At 66.6% G+C, this 18,099-nt stretch carries 8 protein-coding genes; 4 read left to right on the top strand and 4 right to left on the bottom strand.

The window, feature by feature from the left end; all coding sequences use genetic code 11:
* Positions 1 to 21 precede the first annotated feature (21 nt).
* On the top strand, positions 22 to 2,118 hold the full coding sequence (locus E6C72_RS30890) for a glycosyltransferase (protein WP_109085339.1): 2,097 nt from the start codon (positions 22 to 24) through the stop codon (positions 2,116 to 2,118).
* Between the two features lie 24 nt (positions 2,119 to 2,142).
* Here E6C72_RS30890 and E6C72_RS30885 read toward each other — a convergent pair whose 3' ends face one another.
* The 4 genes from E6C72_RS30885 to E6C72_RS31955 form a co-directional block, all read right to left on the bottom strand.
* Entirely contained in the window at positions 2,143 to 4,251 is a 2,109-nt protein-coding gene (locus E6C72_RS30885) for a hypothetical protein (protein WP_136700888.1), read from the bottom strand.
* 10 nt (positions 4,252 to 4,261) lie between these two features.
* Positions 4,262 to 6,595, bottom strand: a complete 2,334-nt coding sequence (locus tag E6C72_RS30880) for a hypothetical protein (RefSeq protein ID WP_136700887.1) — start codon at positions 6,593 to 6,595, stop codon at positions 4,262 to 4,264.
* A 240-nt stretch (positions 6,596 to 6,835) separates the two neighbouring features.
* Positions 6,836 to 10,423 (bottom strand): glycosyltransferase, encoded by a 3,588-nt coding sequence (locus E6C72_RS30875; RefSeq protein ID WP_158280133.1) that lies wholly within the window; start codon positions 10,421 to 10,423, stop codon positions 6,836 to 6,838.
* On the bottom strand, positions 10,420 to 12,522 hold the full coding sequence (locus E6C72_RS31955; RefSeq protein WP_158280134.1) for a hypothetical protein: 2,103 nt from the start codon (positions 12,520 to 12,522) through the stop codon (positions 10,420 to 10,422). Before E6C72_RS31955 ends, E6C72_RS30875 begins: the two co-directional genes overlap by 4 nt.
* Before the next feature lie 532 nt (positions 12,523 to 13,054).
* Here E6C72_RS31955 and E6C72_RS30870 point away from each other — a divergent pair.
* The 3 genes from E6C72_RS30870 (at position 13,055) to E6C72_RS30860 (ending at position 18,085) form a co-directional block, all read left to right on the top strand.
* Positions 13,055 to 14,074, top strand: a complete 1,020-nt coding sequence (locus E6C72_RS30870; protein ID WP_158280135.1) for a GDP-mannose 4,6-dehydratase — start codon at positions 13,055 to 13,057, stop codon at positions 14,072 to 14,074.
* Between the two features lie 72 nt (positions 14,075 to 14,146).
* Positions 14,147 to 16,501, top strand: a complete 2,355-nt coding sequence (locus tag E6C72_RS30865; RefSeq protein ID WP_158280136.1) for a glycosyltransferase — start codon at positions 14,147 to 14,149, stop codon at positions 16,499 to 16,501.
* Positions 16,502 to 16,552: 51 nt separating this feature from the next.
* Complete coding sequence (locus E6C72_RS30860) at positions 16,553 to 18,085, top strand: glycosyltransferase (protein WP_136700886.1); 1,533 nt, start codon at positions 16,553 to 16,555, stop codon at positions 18,083 to 18,085.
* Positions 18,086 to 18,099: the final 14 nt, after the last annotated feature.

Raw genomic sequence — 18,099 nt, 5'->3', positions numbered from 1 at the left:
GCCGGTCCGTCAGAGGGTTTTATGCGTAGTTTTTCGACCAGGAACGCGGTGCTGTTCGATTTGACGTGTTTTCTGTCCAACCCGTCCCGTGGTGGTGTCCAGAGAACCATGGCCGAATTGATGCATCACTGGCCGAAAGACAGGATCCTCGTTCCGGCGGTGGTGGACGAGAAATCCACCATGCACATGATTTCATTCGACGTCCTGAAGTCCGTCGAAGCCCTCTTCCAGTTCGCCGATGAGGGCAGGGATGCCGGGCTTTCCCGGGAACTTGTATCCTATATCGACAATCGTCTGGAGGTGGTGACGGAGAGCCAGATCGATGCCTGCGACGGCATCCTGCTGGTCGGAGTGGCCTGTTGCGACCAGCAGATCGGTTTCTATGAGACGGTCGTATCGACAAGACCCGGGAAACTGTACGCCATCTGCCACGAGTCCGATCCGTTGCCGGGGGCGGCGGACTCCTCCGACGGCCATGTCCGTATTCTGCGGCGTCTGGAGAACATCGCTTTCTCCTCGCGCGGAAGGCAAAGAGACTTCGAAGCGCTCGTCGCGAAGCGGAACCTGCGGACTCCCATCATCATCGGCGGTGGGGCGGACGCGATCGGGGATGTGACCTGCACCCCCGACAGTCGGCGGCCGGAGTTCGTGTGCGTCGGGACCGTCGCCCGGCGCAACAACCATTTCCTGGTCCTCGACCTCTTCGAGACGATGTGGAAATCCGGTCTTACGGTCCGCCTGACCTTCGTCGGACAGGCCGGCGCCATCGCTCCGCAGGAGGTGGAGCGTCTGGAGGCGCTTTGCCGCGATCAGCCGCTGTTCTCATGGGAGCGATGCGTCTCCGATGGGGAGATGGGCGAGATCCTCCGATACGCAACGGGGCTGCTGTATCTGGGAGAGGGGTTCGGCCTGCCGGTTCTGGAGGGCCTGCGTGCCGGCATCCCGGCAATCGTTTCCAAGACCCTGCCCGCCCTGGAAACCGCCCTGGGCGGCGTGCTGGCCATCGATGTCGGCATCGACACGCTGGCCGCCGCGGTGCGCAGCCTTCTCGATCCGGAGGTTGCGAGGGCCAGGCGCCAGGACATCGACCGGAGCCGGTTGCCGGGCTGGGGCGACGTCACGGCCAAAGTCGCGGGGTGGGTCCACGGCTCCGGGGAGAGGGCCGAGCCGGAAACCGGGCTCGATGGTCAGGCGGCGTCTCCCGTCATCTGCTTCCGGGAGCGGTTCGAAACTGCGCGGGCGATCGACCGCATCCTTGGCCAGGATGGTCCGGCCTTCATCGATGCCTGCTTCGTGGAGCTTTTCGGGCGCAGGGCCCGTGGTTCGGAAATGGCCGGCTGGTCGAGGACCGCGGAGAAGGTCTTGCAGGACAAGCTCGATCTTTTGCTGCTCATCGCGTCCAGCGATGAATTCATCCAGGCCCGTGGTGCCGGGGAACTCCGGAAATGGATCCGCGGCGTCCTGTTCCACCGGGCCCATCCGGGGCTTCCCTATGACATGGAGCCCAGGCGGCGCCTTTCCCCGGACGATTTCGCGGAGGCGGGAGGCCTGCAGGAGCTGACGGACCCGGTTCTTGAGGAGTGCCTGCAGAAATACCAGACCCTTCTGAAGGCCGACATCGAGAATTTCGTGGAACTGTGTTTCCACCTTCTTCTCGATCGCCCGGCCGAGGAGAGTTTCAGGAAGGGCTATATGGACTGGCTGGCGACCCGCCAGACCCCGGAGGCCCGCAAGCTCATCATCAAGGAGCTTGCGACCTCCCCCTTCAACCGGGAGCGCAAGTCTGAGGCGTGGCTGGCCTGCATGGAAGCCCTCGCCGAAATCGACGTTTTCGATCCGAAACAGGTGTTCCTGCATAAGGAGCTTCAGACGCGCATCCCATCCCGGTCGCTGTTCAGGATGCTGATGTCGCTCGACGATGCGGCGTTCATCCGCTTCTCCCTGCGCGTCGATTTCGGGCCGCGCGACGGGGAGGTCAAGCCGCTGGTGCTGGTGCCGGAACACCCCATGGAACCCTCCGTCAAAGCGAAATACCTCCTGTATCTGGCGACGCTCGCCAAGGAGGCGCGCCTGACGAACGGCGTGAAGAGCTGGCTTGGGCGGATCGCCTTCCCGTGAAAGCCGCACGCCCCTCGGCCGGCATCATCCGGCCGAGGGGACATGCAGGTCATGACCCGGCCAGCCGAAACGCGGGCTGAGAGCGGCCTCCAGCCGCATCCTGAAGCGCCCGACGCTCCAGTCGTTGCAGAATGGAGCCAGGCCGGAAAGGTCGCCGCGGGCAATGGCGGCGAGGCTGCGTTCGCCAAGGGCGAGCGGCGATCCGGCGAAACGGCGTCCGGCGCCATCCACCGTCGTCGCCAGCGGCCGCTGGACGGACAGGGCAAGATCCATGCAGCGGGCAAGCCGCTCGTCATGCTCCGTCCCGTGGATGAAGACATTCATGCTGTTGGTGGCGAAGACGTCGCAGAGTTCGGCTGCCGAACCCGGCCGAGGCAGCAGGTCCAGCGTGATGCCGGCCGCTTTGGCCGATGGGCGGACGCCGTCCAGAGCCGCCTCGACCTGCCCCATCGCGGTCTCGTCGAGGATCGGCAACAGGGCGATCTCGCATGGCCCGAGATCGCGGACCATCTCGACGATCCGGCGGATGGCGCCGGGATCGGCGTCCGCCAGAACGCCACCGACGCGCATCCGGTCGCTGGGCGGCAGCTTCACGTTGGTCAGGTCGGGCACCATGCGGCCGATATGGCTCAGCGAGCCGTTCCAGGGATCGGGTATCCCGCCGGTGACCAGCACATGGTCCAGGCCCCGGAGCAGCGGCCAGCCCGCCAACGCCTCGATCCGGCCGTGCCAGCAGCCGAACCGGTGCACGCCCACCACCGCCGACAGGATCCCGGCGAGCGGCTGGATGTTTCGGGAGAGCCCGGCGTCGACGACGATCGCGTCCAGGTCCTGCTGGGCGCGCAGGATGGCGGGGAGGGTCGCCAGACGGGTGCATCGCGCGTGCAGGAAGGTGAAGCGGTCGGAGTGGCGCATGAAGTCGATGGCGTGCCCGCCCAGCCCCTCCAGCGGCGACCCGTCGTCGCAGATGTCGAGCAGCAGCACGCGGGGGCGGCGCAGGGCGGCAAGGGAATGGGACAGCTTTCTGGACATGCGCGTGCCGGTGCCGCCGGGGAGGGGGCTGCCGGAGAGTTCGCTGCCGCCGCTCATGCCAACGCTTACGGGGCTCCGGTCGAGCAATCCATGATCGGCGAGGATGTTGCGGAAGGCCGTGACGTTGCGGTCCGGTGCCCAGTCGCGCCGCATGCGCTGGACCTCCGCTCCGGAAAGGGCAATGGAATCGCGCAGCGACCGGTAGGGATATGGCGTGACATAGCGGTGGAGATGGCGGAACGTGTCGTTCGTCGACACCGCGAGCGGGCGGCCGGTCGCCACCGCCTGGTCGGTCGTCGCCGCCAGTCCCGGCTGGTTCCGGGTGTACATGAAGCAGTTGAGCGTGTTCCCCGCACACCACTCCACCAGCTCCTCCTTGGTGAAGAACCGGTGTGAAACGCGGACTTCGATGCCGGGCTTCGCCACCTTGCGGCAGAGGTCACCCAGATATTCGGCGTAATTGCGGCCGTGCAGACCGAAGAAATACTCGTCGGCATAGGTCGCGGGGGGGATGTTTATGCGGATGACCGCGCGGTCGAACTCGCGGTTGACCGCGTCGACGACGATCTCGAACCCCTTGCCCGGCGTTCCGAAACCGAAGCTGCCGATGACGGGCAGTCCCGCCTCCACCGGCCGGGCCGATGGCGTGACGGCTTCCAGCGGGCGGGGGAAGGGATGGACGGCGGGATCCGTATCGCCAATGGTGGGATCGAGCACGAGATAGCCGTCGAAATCGCCGCGTGGCGCATGGACGAACGCATCGTCACGGGCGACTTCCAGGACGATGCAGAATTTGAGGCCGCCGAGCGGGCGCAGCCGGCCGGAATCCAGCAGGGCCGCCCCCCGCATCGTCAGGTGATGGTAGTTGAAGACCCAGAAATCATAAGCCCCGGCGGGCTTCAGCGACAGGCCGGTTCCAGGCTTCGCCTCCAGCCTGAGGTCGTGGAGCGCCGCGATGTCGAGCTGGTGGATCTCCGCATAGTCCAGCGTCCAGTCGGAGCCCTGGGCAAGCGCCCGGTACACCATCAGGCCGGATTCGTAGATGCTGCAATTGGCCTTTTCCGTATTGACGAAGAGGCCGACCGGCTTGCGTCGCGTCATCGCCATGTCCTCAGCCTGCATCGGTCGGGCCGCCGTCCAGCGGCTTCACGATCTGGAGCAGCCGGTCCAAGCCGTCGCCGTGCGGCGGAGCCGGCTCGCCGCTTGCGGGCGATGCGGGATCGGGGGATGATTTCGGCGCCGCATCCAGCGCTCTCAGGAGAGCATCCGCCAGCAGGTCGATGTCGCCGTCCATGGCGTCCAGCCTGACGGTTCGGGCGCCGACGGACTGACGGCCCAGCTCTCTCCCTGCGCCCGCTCCCGAGCCGATGCACAATGCGGCGGCCTGCCCGAACAGCCGGCGTTCCAGCCTGGGATCGGCTGCCGCGGTCCACAGCACGCTCCCCTCCACTCCCAGCCGCGCCGCCACCCGCCTTGCCTCCGGCTCGACCGTCGGTGACGAGGCTCCGATCAGCAGGCGGGCGGTGGGGTGGGTTTCGAGAAGAAGGCTGAAGGTGGCCAGCAGAAGGGCCTGCTCGTCCGGGCTGGAGCCGCTGCTCGGCGCATACAGGAGGGGTGCCGTTCCGGAGGTCTCCAGCAGGGCGTCATCCGCCAAGGGATGGCCGTCGGTGGGCAACTCCTTCAAAAGCTCCTTGGGCAACTCCTCGGGCAGCGGCACCCAGGCGACCCGTGCCGGCGGCAGGCCGAACCGGTGGGCGAGCCAGTCCGCCATGCCCGGCGCATCGGTCAGCAGCAGGGTGGCCCGGCGGGCCAGCAGGTCGGTCCGCCGCCGCTCGGCCGGGGAGGCCGTGGCGGCGGAGATGGCGACGGCCTGCGGAAGAAACAGGATCGCGGGCTTGGAGAGCGATACGGCTTCGGGAAACAGCCCCCCGCCGGGGACGACGACGGCGGCGATGTCGGGATCGCCGTCGAGCCGTTGCAGACAGCGCAGGCGGAGCAGGGCGTCGGTCAACCGTTCCGTCGCCGGCGTCGCCTCGGCAGCGGTCCCGGCTACTGTCCCGGCGGCGGTCTCCAGCATCAGGGCCACCGCGTCCGGCTGGCCTTCCGCATCCTGTCCGCCCTGGAGCTGTTCATGGTCGATGGCGTGGAGGACCAGCCGTCCGTTCGCCACCGCTTCGCCGTAACGGTCGCAGAGCGCCGGCAGGCCGGCGGCATAGCTGGTCAGGATCAGGCGGCAGGGGGTCTCCGCCAGAAGCGTGCCGACCAGCCGGCAGAGCCGTTCCCGCACCTCTTCCGCAGGCATGGTTTCCGACCACAGGCCGTTTGCGGCGGGATGCAGATGCCCCAGACAGGCGATCACGGGCTCTGCGCCGCCGGATCGGCTTCCCGCCGACACGTCGCCGGCACGGATGCTCAGCGGCGGAACCGGCGAGGGCGGGGCGTCGTCGAGCAGCGCCTGCATCACCGCGTCGAACCGCGGATTGACATGCTCCGGATCGTAGAGCTTGCGAACCTCGGTCTGCGAGGCGAGGATCTCGTGGACGAAGGGCGCATCCCCCTGGCGCAGCCACTCCATCTTGGTGCGGATCTCGTCGGGCGTCCGGCCCAGGCCGGGAGCGTCGCCACCGAAGAAGCGGTGCAGGAGGGAGTCCGGGGCGAACAGGACCGGGCCGCCGACCGTCATCATTTCGATTGGCGGGAGGTAGCAGACGTTCCGGTCCTGATAGGGATAGAAATAGCCGGCCGATTGCTGGAAATGGCGGATCAGCATCGCGCGGTCCAGGCTTCCCACCACCCGCGGATCGCCGACATCGGCGCGCTGAACCCCGTAGATCCGGATGAAGGGATCCGGATAGACCGTGTTCAGGTGCTGGTACATCCTGTTGAAGAACGGGTTGTGGATGTTGGGAACGCTGACCATGATGGCCTGGCTGTGCCCGTGCGAAAGCCAGGTGTCGCGATGCTCGAAGGTGTCTTGCGGCAGGGAATAGGGCACGCTCGCCATGCACCGGGCACGGAACCACGGGGCTTCGTCCTCCACGACCTGATCGCAGAATGGGACGATGTGGAAATTGGGATGGCTGACCAGCCGCGCCCACAGTTTCCGGTCGATGATCTCCGAGGACAGGTGTCCGTGCTGCCCATAGATGCGGTAGATGATCGGACCGCGGAAATGACGCAGGACCGGCTCCAGCCACACCGGCGTGATCGTGACGACGATGGCGTCGAAATAGGTATTCAGGATCTCGGCGATCTTCGGAGAGAAATCGGCATAGAAGAAATTCGTCCTGGAGAGGATCCTGAAAACCTCCTCCGGCAAGGTCGTCGGCTGTTCGGCATCCCAGTCGAGATTGGCCGACTGGTCGTAGATCGGGGCGAGGTAGGGCGGATTGAAGACTTCATAGCCGAGCTCCCGCAGGCGCGGCAGTTCGGTCCTGGTCAGCACGACGTGCATTCCCAGCCAAAAGATCCGTTTCCTGGCCGGTGTCTTACCCTGGGCCCACATGACCGCTCCTCAATCCAGGTGCCTGCGCCGCGGCACCTTCAATGGTCTCAAGCCCACCCCTGACCCGTGCGGGGGGCTGTCCCGGTGCTTGCCCCCAGAGTGCGATCGGTTCAAGCGGACTCTATGGTTTGGCAGGTTTTCCAAGCCCGTCCGTTCGTGGGCGGAGTTCGGAAAACCTGCTTAGGACGAGGCCGCAAGCCCCAGCAGAGCCTCCGCCCGGTGCGGTTCGGTCAGCAGCGCCGCGATCACGTGGATCAGGCGGGACTGGGCGAACGGGCCGGCGGCACCGGCATATTCGGACGAGCGGCAGAGATGCTGCGCCACCATCAGCCAGCCGCTCCGCGGTTCGTTGCGCATCACCGCCGCGTAGCCGTTCCGGGCGTCGGAATCGGCCGGCCGGCCAAGAACGGCCAGATAACAGGCATCGACATAGGCGTCCGTGCCACGGGCCTGTGCCTGGTGAAGCCGGCGCGCGATGGCGACGGCAAGCGCATCGACCAGTTCCACGAAGGTCGCGTTCGGCCCTTCCTCCGCCGCCGGGGCGCCTGTCCGGACCATGCGTCCGAGGATCTGGAAGATGGCGGTCTCCCGCGGCATGCCCAGCGACAGGCGGTAGGCCAGGGTGCTGCGGGTGGAGGGGGCGGCCCGCCTCCCGGTGAGCGTTTCGTGCAGCCGGGCGGCGAAATCCGCTTCGCCCATGGTCAGCAGGGTGGCGACGCGCCTGATCAGGGAAGGCCGCGAGATCAGCCGGTCGGCCAGAAGCGGACGGATGCGATCCAGGCAGTCGGCGGAGAAGACCGTCTTGCACTCCTCGGAGTCCAGGCTGGCACGCACAAGCACGCGCCAGCCGCCGGTCCCACCGGTTCCGCCGGTAAGGGGCCATCCGGCCTTTTCCTCCGCCGTGGGAAGCCGGCCGCGGAATTGGAGGAAGCAGGTCTCGGTGAACCCTTCCGCGTCCAGCAGGCGCAGGCTGTCCCGGCAGCGCTCCAGAAGCCGCGTTCCCAGAAGCCGCTGGACGGCGGCCTGCTCGTCCGGATCCGGAAGGATGCGGGCACGGAAGCCGATGCCCGCCATCGTTTCGGCGATCAGCCGTTCCCTGGACACGCCGAGTGCAAGCCGGGCACCCAGGGCATCGGCTTCGCCGGCCTGGGCCGTCCGTCCCAGAAGCCTCTTGTGGAGCAGGGCGGCGAACTGTCCGTCGGGCACCTCCAGCAGGCGTTCGACGCTGCGCATCAGCGGGGCGGTCAGGAAGGCGTTGTGGCGCGGATTGGCGTCGATCACCGCCACCGCCATGTCGCCGTAGGTTTGCCGGGCATCCGGCGACCGCATCAGCTCCTCGATGAGCTGGAACGGAGACTGCCGCTGAAGGATGTCGAGATGCCGCGCGGTGTCCGCCTCGTCGGCGCGACGCAGCAGAATGCCGGCGTGGCAAAGGGATATGAAGGCTTCGGGCTCCAGCCCCGCGCCAGTCCCATCCTTGGCCCCGTTGCCGTCGCCGACCTGGGCGGCGGCATCCCGCAGCCGGGTCAGGAGCGACTTGGCCGCGCTCAGGCGCAGGGCGTCCAGGCTGTCCGGGGCAAGCCCCATCCAGTGGGTGGCGATGAAGGCGAGCAGGGCTTCCCGGCATGCTCCCGCCTCGCGCAGGTCCCGCAGGGCCGCCGACTGGTCGCCGTCGGGCTTGCGTCCGGTCAACGCTTCGAAGACCTGTGCGTCGCCGGCCGTTTCCCGCAGGGTCCGGGCATCGGCGAATCGCCGCCCGATCCCGGAGTGCTGTGGCCGCAGGTCGCGCAGGGCCGGCGGCGTGACGGGTGACAGCAGCTGCATGTCGCTGCAGGGGGCCGGCGTCCGGCCCCAGTCTGGATCGGACAGGACGACGGAGGCGGCGCAATACAGGGTGACCCAGCGATCCCAACCCGTCTCCAGGCTCACCGGGCCGACGAACAGGCCTTTCACCAGGGCCTGCCGTCGCGTGGCGGAGAAGGCGCCGGTGAACAGGCAGAGGCTGCGCCACAGCGCCGGATCCAGGGCTTCTCCGGCCATGGTCCGGGCCAGGGCGGTGGGGAAATCCGCGGCGGGAAGGCCATCCAGGCGGTTCAGCCGGTCGATCTCGGCCGGCAGGCGGTCGAGTTGCGGCGGCATTGCGCTCCGGTTGCCGGGAGCGCCGGTAATGACCGCCAGCAGGTCATGATGAAGGCGGCCCGCGCCGGTTCCGCCTTTCCGGCCCGCCGTCAGGGCAAGGCAGGTCAACAGGGTCCGCACGCCCGCCTGCCGGTCGCACAGGCCGACGGCGACGCTGTGATGGACGAGGTCGGCCACCAGAAGCGGGGGGGAAAGGAGATCGAGTTCGACCAGCCGCCCCAGCCGGCCAGAGCCGTACCAGCCATCGAGATCGAAGTTGAGCTCCAGCGCCGCCTTGGCGAAGGCGTTGGCGGTGCCGAACAGCAGGTCACGGCAAGCCCGCAGCGATCCCGAACGCAGTCCGCCGGCCGCGATCGCTTCGAATCCCAGGTCGTCCACGGGCTGGACCGGCGCCGCACGCTCCTCGATCCAGCCGTTCAGATCCTGACCGAACCGTGTCCAGCTCTTGAGCGTCAGGCCAGCCAGTTCCGCCCTTGCCGCCTGGTGGGTCTTGCGGTCCAGCAGCGACAGCACGGCGGCCTTCAACGCCGCCGTGTCGTGGGGAGGGACGCGGATCTGCCCCAGTGGCGGCACATCCGCCAGGGACGGGTAATCGGAACGCACGATGGTCGGAACGCCGGCCTGGAGGCTTTCCAGCGGCCCCAGCCCGAATCCCTCGCCGTCGCTGACATAGACCGTGCCCCAGGAGGAGGCCAGGCCCTCGCGGATGTCGGCGTCGCCCGGGGCCCGGACCCAGCGGAAGCGCGCTGGATTTCGCCCGGCCTCCTCCATCTCCTCGAACAGGATGTCCGAGGTGGCGCCATCGGGATTGCCGAGAAAGGCAAGCGCCGCCTCAACGCCTTCGTCCCACAGGGCACGGAAGGTCCGGAGGACGAGCAGATGCCCTTTGCGGTCGGTCACCGTGCCGACGACGGTGAACAGCGGGGTGCCGCCCGGCGGGTCGGCAGCCAGCCGCGCGGGGGACAGCGGCAGCACCGTGCCGAAGGTATCGCTGCCCAGGGTGATGACCCGGATGTTGTCCGGGTCGCGCCGTCCCATGACGGCGACCACCTGATCCCGGGTGAAGGACGAGATCGTCGCGATGTTTTCCACGCTCAGGCAGAAGCGGAAATATTCCATCGCGAAGGGCAGATGGTTCTTGAAGTGGTCAGGCTGCCCGATTGGGATGATGTCGTAGATCAGGAAGAAGATCCGCTCGCGCATGCGCTTGGTCAGGTGGGCGTAGAATTCGGCGCGGACGGAATTGTAGAAGACCTCGATATTGACCACCGCGCGTGCGGAGAGAAGGGCGTCACGGTCCACCCGGCAGAGCGGGCGGGCGGTCAGCTCTGCGATCCTGGCGCTCACCCTTTCGAAATCGTCCACCGCGAAAAGCTCGTCGGCCAGCAGGTCGAGCAGGGCGTGGTCGTGCACGACCACCATGCCGTCCGGTGCCACGGTGAAGGGGACGAGGCGCCCGCGGTCGGGCGCCGTCGCGATCATCCGGGCCAATGTCCTCTGGATGCCCGTCCGGTGGAAGCTGCTGGTCGTTTCGGTCAGGTCGAGCCAGATCCGGCCATGGAGCAGGAGGCCGATCTGATCGGCGTCGAAGGCCATGGCGGGTGCCATCAGGGTCGGCTTCACTGTCATCGATCCCACCCCAGGTGAGAGAGGAGGGAACGGGTATAGGCTGCCGCCGTCCGCTCCCCGGCACAGGTTCGGAGCCGTTCGGCACGGTCGCCGGCGGGGCCGGCTTCGATCGTCCGCTTCAGGGCAAGGGCGATGTCGAGGGAGCTCAGCATGTCGCTCACGGTCAGGACGGCGTCCTGCGGGGCGTCGGCGGAGGCGGCGAGCTCGGCATTGGCGATGCTCGGCATGCCGGCGGCGATGCAGTCGACCAGCGCCCCGGCGAAGCGCCCGAAGGCGACCTTGCCGAGGTGCAGCCCGACATCCGACGCGATCAGGTAACGGCGTACCATGTCCGGCGCCGGCGCGTCTTCGTGGCAGACCACCATCCCGGACAGGTCCAGGCGTTCCAGCGTGTGCCGGATGTGGGATTGGACGCCCGGCTCGCAGGCGGCGGCGATGTGCCATTGGACCGGCACCCTCCAGTGCCGCAGCAGATGGAGAGCCCAGAGGGTCTCCTCCAGGGCGGTCAGGTGCGACGGAGGGGAGAAACTGACGATCAGGGCGCAGCCGGGCGGAACGCCGAGCCGGGCGCGCGTCATCGCGATGAAGGCCGGCGCCAGTTCCTCCGCCTCCAGACGCTGGGACGGCGGAATGGGCAGGCCGGCGACCGGCCGATGCAGCTCGGCCGACAGGCGCCGGGCGACATCCATGCCATGCACCAGGAGCCGGGGGGCGCCATCGGCGATCGGCTCCAGAAAGCTGCGGGGGACCGGCATGGAGTGATGTCCCCAGGTGTCGGCCGTCGCGGTGTCGACCGGCCGGCCGTGGACACGGTCGATGAACGCGCCGAGTTCGGGCCTGTCCAGCCGGCTGCGCCAGTGGTCGAGCATATAGCCGTCCCGCAGCAGCAGGCCGGGGCGAATCGCCATGGCGAAATTGACCACCTCATCCGGTACCGTCGCGGCGCTCATTGCGCAGAGAAGCGTGCCCTGCCGGCCGAAGGCCCTGTAGGCGGAGAAGGGGCGGATGCGGGCAGTCGGACCCAGTCTGCCGCGGCTTTCCCCGTCCGGGGTGTAGACGGTCAGCCGCACCGTGTCGGGCAGGCTGCGTTCGATGTCGCCGACCAGGGTGTCGATGGCCGGGTCGCTGCCCAGATAGGTCGCCAGCTCCAGATCCAGGATCCCGGCGTCGCTTCCCATGGGATGGGCGGCGGGGCGTCGCAGGATCCGTTCGACCGTTTCCGCCAGGACGGTGGCGCACCGTTCCACCATGCCGGATTCCGCCGGGGCAGGCCGGGGAGCAGGCATGGGAGAGGGAGACGGCGAACCGAGCGCTGTGCGCAGGCAGACCGCCAGAGCGGCCGGGTCGGCGATGTCGGCGATCTGCATTCCAGGGGAGGCCATATCCGGTCCGGCGACCTGCGCCTCCACCCATGGCTTCGACGGCCCCTGAAGGATCAGGCTGCCGCCGCGGGCCGCCGCTTCCGCAGCCGCGACGATGTGATCCGGGGTCGTCCCCGGCACGATCACCACCGAGGCCCGGTCCAGCAGCCAGCCCCATTCTTCCGGCTCCGGGTCGGCGAGCCGGTGGGTGGTGACGTGAACGGGGATGGTCGGGGATGCTTTTCCCTGGGTTTCCGGCCCCTGGGTTTCCGGAAGCAAGTCCCGGCTGACGATGACGGCAGCCATCGGTTCTCCGTGCCGGACCTCGATCCGGCCGAGTGCCGCGAGAAAGGCGTCTTCGAAGGCCCGTTCCTCGCCCAAGCCGACGAACAGCAGAATACGGTCGCCATCCAGCCCCGGTACCGGCCGGCCGGCCGTCCGACCCACCGAGGGCCGTGCCGCCATCGGCACAGGGTAGAGCGGGGGCATGGCCGGACCCAGGAGGCGGCGCAGCAGGCACTCCACCTCTTCGGCCGCCGGCTGGCCGGCAAGCAGCGCATCATAATGACGCAGAGCCGCCATCCCGCTCAGCACGGTATGGCAATCGCCTCCCGCTCCGCGCGCGAGACCGGCGGTGCCGTGATCGCTGCTGCAGACATGGGCGATCGACGCGGCCGCCCCGGCGAGAAAGCTCCAGAATGCGCCGGGAGCCTCATCGAACGGGCAGGGATCGAACACAAGGAACGGCCTGTCCGGAATGGGGCCGTCTTCAATCCTGCGCAAAGGAAAGGGAAGGGATATTATATCCTGATGTCGGTCTTCGCATATAATTCCGATGCATTCATATGTCTTTTGGAAAATCTCTATTAGAAAGAGAGACGAAAAATTGAGGTTTTCTAAATTAAGTTCTGATCCAGGTCTGTTATTCAGTTTGATGTAGCAGATCATCTGCCGACCTTTTCAGGAATTTTTAGGACTATTATCAAAGACATATGATTAAGTCAACTTCCTGCCTGCTCTGCGCAATCATCGTTCGGATGTTGGGTTGGCGGATTATTCCCCTGCCATCAATGGCACGGCTCCTCGGACTGAAGAGCGGCAAGGTGAGCGACTGTATTCCTCCTGCCTGTCCGCCGGCGGCGGAGTGCCCGTCCCATCTTCTCTCAAGCCAGCCATTGCTTCCAAGTCCGGATCGCCTCAAGACGGACTGGCGGAAAAAGGCCGTCTGGTGCAGTAAGATGGCCTCCGGGTAAGTATGAGGGTTTGCATCGTGGATAAGGTCCGGTCGCTGTCGGAAGGGGAAAGCCCTCGCATCATGGTGACCGGCGCCGCCGGCTTCGTCGGCCGGCATGTGATGGAAGCCCTGCTGCGCCGCCTCCCGGAGGGGGGGAAGCTCATCGCCTGCTGCCGCGCGACCGGCGGTGCCCCTCTGCCGGGCGCCGGATCGGACGTTGTCGACGTGATCGAACTCGACATCGCCGACGCCGGCCGCATCGACGAGGTGGTGCGGCAGGTCATGCCGACCCACATCGTCCATCTTGCCGGCGTCTCGACCCTGGCCGCGGTCGCGGCGGCACCCGACCGGGCCTGGCAGATCAATCTGTTCGGCACGCTGCGCCTGGCAGAGGCCCTGGCCCGCCACCGTCCGGGTGGATGCTTCCTGTTCGTCGGCAGCTCCGAGGTCTATGGCCGGGCGTTCCAGGGGGGGCGAGCGGTCGATGAAACCATGCTGCCCGATCCGACGAACCTCTATTCCAGCACCAAGATCGCGGCCGATCTGGCGGTCGGCCAGCTGGCATCTGACCGGTTGACAGTGGTGCGGGCGCGGCCCTTCAACCACATCGGGCCCGGGCAACGGGAAGACTTCGCCGTCTCCGCCTTCGCGGCCCAGATCGCCAGGATCGAGCGCGGCCTCCAACCGCCGGTCATGCGTGTCGGCAACCTGGAAAGCGAGCGGGATTTCCTCGACGTCCGCGATATCGCCGATGCCTATTGCCGGATGGTCGAACAGGCCGGCCGCCTGCCCAACGGTGTCGTGTTCAACCTCGCCTCCGGCGTGCCGCGGCGCATCCGGTCGGTTCTGGACGACCTGCTGGCCATGGCCCGCATTCCCATCGAGGTGGCGATGGACGAGACGCGGATGCGCCCGAGCGAGACTCCGCTCGTCCTGGGAAACGCCGGCCGTGCCCGCGACCTGCTTGGCTGGGCGCCGACGCATCTCTGGACCGATACGGTCGGGGACATTCTGGACCATTGGCGCCATCGGGTGTCCCGTGCCGACCGGCCCTGAGGGGCTTGTCCGGAGGCCCCCGGGCATTCCGCTCCCGACATGTAACCGATGACGCCGACAGATCGCCCTGATATGGAAAAGCACAGCATTTTCTTCGACGCCCGCTGTCTCCAGGACGGCAACTATCGGTATCGCGGCGTCGGGCGCCATTCATCCGGCATCTGTGCTCATCCATCGAAGTCGAAGTATGTTGCGGTCGCCTGCTGCTCGCGCGACCTGCCGCCGTTGCCGGCGGAGTACGAGGCCCTGTTCGACCGCGTCCTGTTCAGGTTTCCGCGGGATCTGGACGGGACGTCATCGGTCGTCTCCCTGTCCCCGATGACCGACAGCACCGATTTCGCGGCAAAGCCGCATGTCGGCAATCCGCTGGTTCGCGCCGCCCTGATCTATGATTTCATTCCCTGGGACCATTACGGCTATCTGGGCAGCAAGGACGCCATCGACGAATACTGCCGGCAAATCGGCGCTCTTCGGAATTTCGACCTCTTCTTCCCGATTTCGGACTATTCGGGCCGGCGCCTCACCGACATCTGCGGGATTCCCTCCGCGTCCATCGCGGTGACCGGGGTTGGCGTGCATGATGATTTCTATGCGGCCGGGAGCATGGGGGACGATGCGGTCGCCACCCTCATCCGCCGCTTCGATCTCGAAATCGGACGCTATATCGCCTTCGTCGGCGGTGGCGATCCGCGGAAGAATGCGGATCTCGTCGTCGAGATGGCCGGGCGCTATGCCGCCATGGCCGAAGCGGACGCCCTGCCGCTGGTCATCGGTGGGCAATATCCCTTCGCCCTGCGCGAAGCCCTGACCGCGCGCCATCGCGACTGCGGCGGCCGGCCGGGCGGCCTCGTCTTCCTGCCGCATATTCCGGATTCGGAACTTGCGGCGATCTATCGGGGCAGCCTGGCGACGGTGGTCGCATCGCTGATCGAGGGATTTTCCCTGCCGGTGGTCGAAGCCGTCGCGGCCGGGTCCATCGCCCTGGTTTCGGACTGTGAAGCCCATCTGGAACTGATCTCCACGCCGGAAACGATCTTCGCCCGCACTGATGCCGGCGATGCCCTGGCGAAACTCGCGTCCATCGCGAGGCTGGATGCCGCAGGGCGGCGGCGCTTGCGCGCACGGCAGCGCGTGCAGATCGACCGTTTCCGTCCGTCGGCCGTCGCCGACCGCTTCTGGTCGGCGCTGGACAGCGCCATCGAGAGCGCGCAGCGGACGACCGCCGCCCACTCTCCCGTTTCCGGCCCGGCCCCGCTGCGCCGCGCCCGTCCGCGGCTGGCCTTCGCGACGCCCTGGCCACCGCAGAGGAGCGGGGTCGCGACCTATAGTTTCAGGGCGGTCGAGGCGCTTTCCCGCCACGCCGATGTGGATGTCTATTGCGATGTCTCGCCTGCGGATGCGCCGCCGCTTCCCGGTGTCCGATTGCTGCCGGTGCGCCGGCGGATCGACCAGCGTCACTATGACCGCACCTATTTCGTGATCGGGAACTCGCATTTCCACACGCCGATCCTCAAGCAGCTGCTGGAGAATGGCGGCGCGGCGATCATCCATGATTCGCGACTGTTCGAGTATTATTACACCACGATGGGCGGGCGGACGCCCGACTTCTGCCGTCTGACGCAACGCCTGATCGGGCGTGAGGTCAGCGAAGAGGAACTGCAAGGCTGGCTCGGCGACCAGCGGAGCCTGCCCGATCTCTTCCTCGGCGACGTGATCGATTCGGCCGCCGACATCATCGTCCACCATCCCGGCTTCAAGCGGGAGATCGTCACCCGCTATGGGCGCGAGCCTCTGTACATTCCCTTCGCCGTCCCGCCGCTGTTCGAGGACCGGGACCTGGAACCCGATGTCCGTCGGGCGGTCCGGTCCGAACTGGGGCTGCCGCCGGACAGGCTCGCGATCGCGACCTTCGGCTATGTGTCCCCGGTGAAGGGGGCGACCGAATGCATCTTCACGCTCGGTGAACTGTATGACTGGAACATCCCGGCCGACCTCTATTTCGTCGGTGGCCTCGATCCGGATTTCAAGGACAGGCTGGCACGGGACGCGGAGTTCTGCGGCGTCGGGCATGCGGTCCATTTCTTCGGGGATTACGCGGCGGACGATCTTTACCGCAAGTTCCTGGTGGCGGCCGATTGCGGCATCCAGCTGCGGAAGATCGGCTTCGGCCAGGGCAGCGGCGCCATCGCCGAATGCGCGGTGGCCGGATTGCCGACCGTCACCAATGACGGCATCGCCAGTTCGATCGAGGCGCCCGGCTATATCCGGCGCGTTCCGGACATCCTCAGCCCTCCGCTGATCGCCGAGCAGATCCTGGACATGCACCGTGACGGCTCCTTCGGGAGAAGGATGTCCGACGAGCGGAATTCATTCATCGGGAAGCACAGCTTTGCTCATTACGCCAGGACCCTTCTCGAATCTATTTGACTGATTTGACCAATTCCTGCTTGGGCGGATTGCTGTTTTTGGAGGTCCATCTTGCTGTCTTCTGCGATCAGAGAGGCCGTGTTGTTCGATGTGACATGGTTCACGTCATGGCCGGATCGCACGGGGATTCAAAGATATGTCGTGGAACTGGCGCGGAACTGGCCGCGCGACCGGGAAATCCTGCCCGTCATCGTCGATGGCGATGGGGAGATGCACATCATTCCGTCGACAATATTCTCTTTGATGGAGGCGTTCTTCGCCTGCGACCGCAAGGACCGTCTGGCGCTCCTTGCGGAGGAAATCAGGGCTTTCCGGGACAGGAAGCTGGCCCGTGTCGACAGGGTGGACATTGCCGGATGCGCCGGCATTTTCCTGCCGGAAACGACCTACAACGAAAATCAGATCAAATTCTACATGGGAATTGTCGGAGATTTCCCGGAGAAGATCTTCGCCATGACATATGATTTCATATCGTGGCTTTCTCCGGAACATTTCCCGCATTTCAATTCTTCCCAATACGGCGTCACGGGGTATCTGCGTTTGCTGAGGCGCATCAGGAATCTCGGGTTTCTGTCCAACCACACGAAGACCGTTTTCGAGACCCGGATTCTGCGTGGCGCCGTCGCCAATCCGATCGTCCTCGGCGGCGGCGCGTCGGCCTTCGAGGGGACGGACAACCGGCCGGACAGCGCATGCCCGGAATTCGTCTTCATCGGAACCGTACAGCTGCGCAAGCAGCATTTCCTCGTCCTCGACGTCTTCAGCAAACTCTGGGCGTCCGGCTGTACCGCCAGGCTGACCTTCGTCGGCCAAGCCGGCAACATCGGCGATGCCGAGGCCGAGCGCCTGAGGAAACTGTCGGCGAGCCAGCCGCTGTTCTCCTGGATCAAGAACGCATCGGACGGCGATATCCGCAACATTCTCGGCCGCGCGACCGCCTTGCTCTACCCGAGCATGGAGGAGGGGCTTGGGCTGCCGTTTCTCGAGGGGCTTCGTGTCGGAATCCCGGCCATCGTTTCGCAGACCCTCCCGGCTCTGGAATTCGCCGCCGGCGGTTATGTCGCCATCGACGTGAACGCCGAAACCCTTGACGGCGCTGTCCGTTCCTTCCTCGATCCGGTCTTCGCCGATGCCAGAAGGCGGGAAATCGACAGGGACGCGCTGCCCAGTTGGGACGGTATCGCCCGGAAGGTCGCCGACTGGATCCGGGCTGGCGAGGGGGCGGCCGGGGGGGCAGGCGTCCCGGAGCATCCCCTGGAGATCGCCGGTATCCCGGCCATCGGCTTCATCGAGCGGTTCAGGAGGGCCGGGATCGTCCATCGCCTCGACCGGCACGACGGGATCGCCTTCATCGAGGCCTGCTTTGAAGAGCTGTTCGGGCGTTCCCCGGCGCAAGCTGAGGTCACGGCCTGGAGCGGAGTCCTGGAGTCCCAGTGTCCGTCGAAGCTGGACCTTCTTCTGCTGATGGCGTCCAGCGATGACGGCATCGCCCGCCATGGTGTCGCAGACCTGCGGAGCTGGGTGCTCGGGCTGAGCTTGTACCGGAGCTGCCCCGACCTTTCCTACAATGCCGGTTACCCTTGATCCGGGGGCCCCTG

This window comes from Azospirillum sp. TSH100, from assembly GCF_004923295.1.
Lineage (GTDB): Bacteria > Pseudomonadota > Alphaproteobacteria > Azospirillales > Azospirillaceae > Azospirillum.
This window is presented reverse-complemented; position numbering and strand designations above follow the sequence as displayed.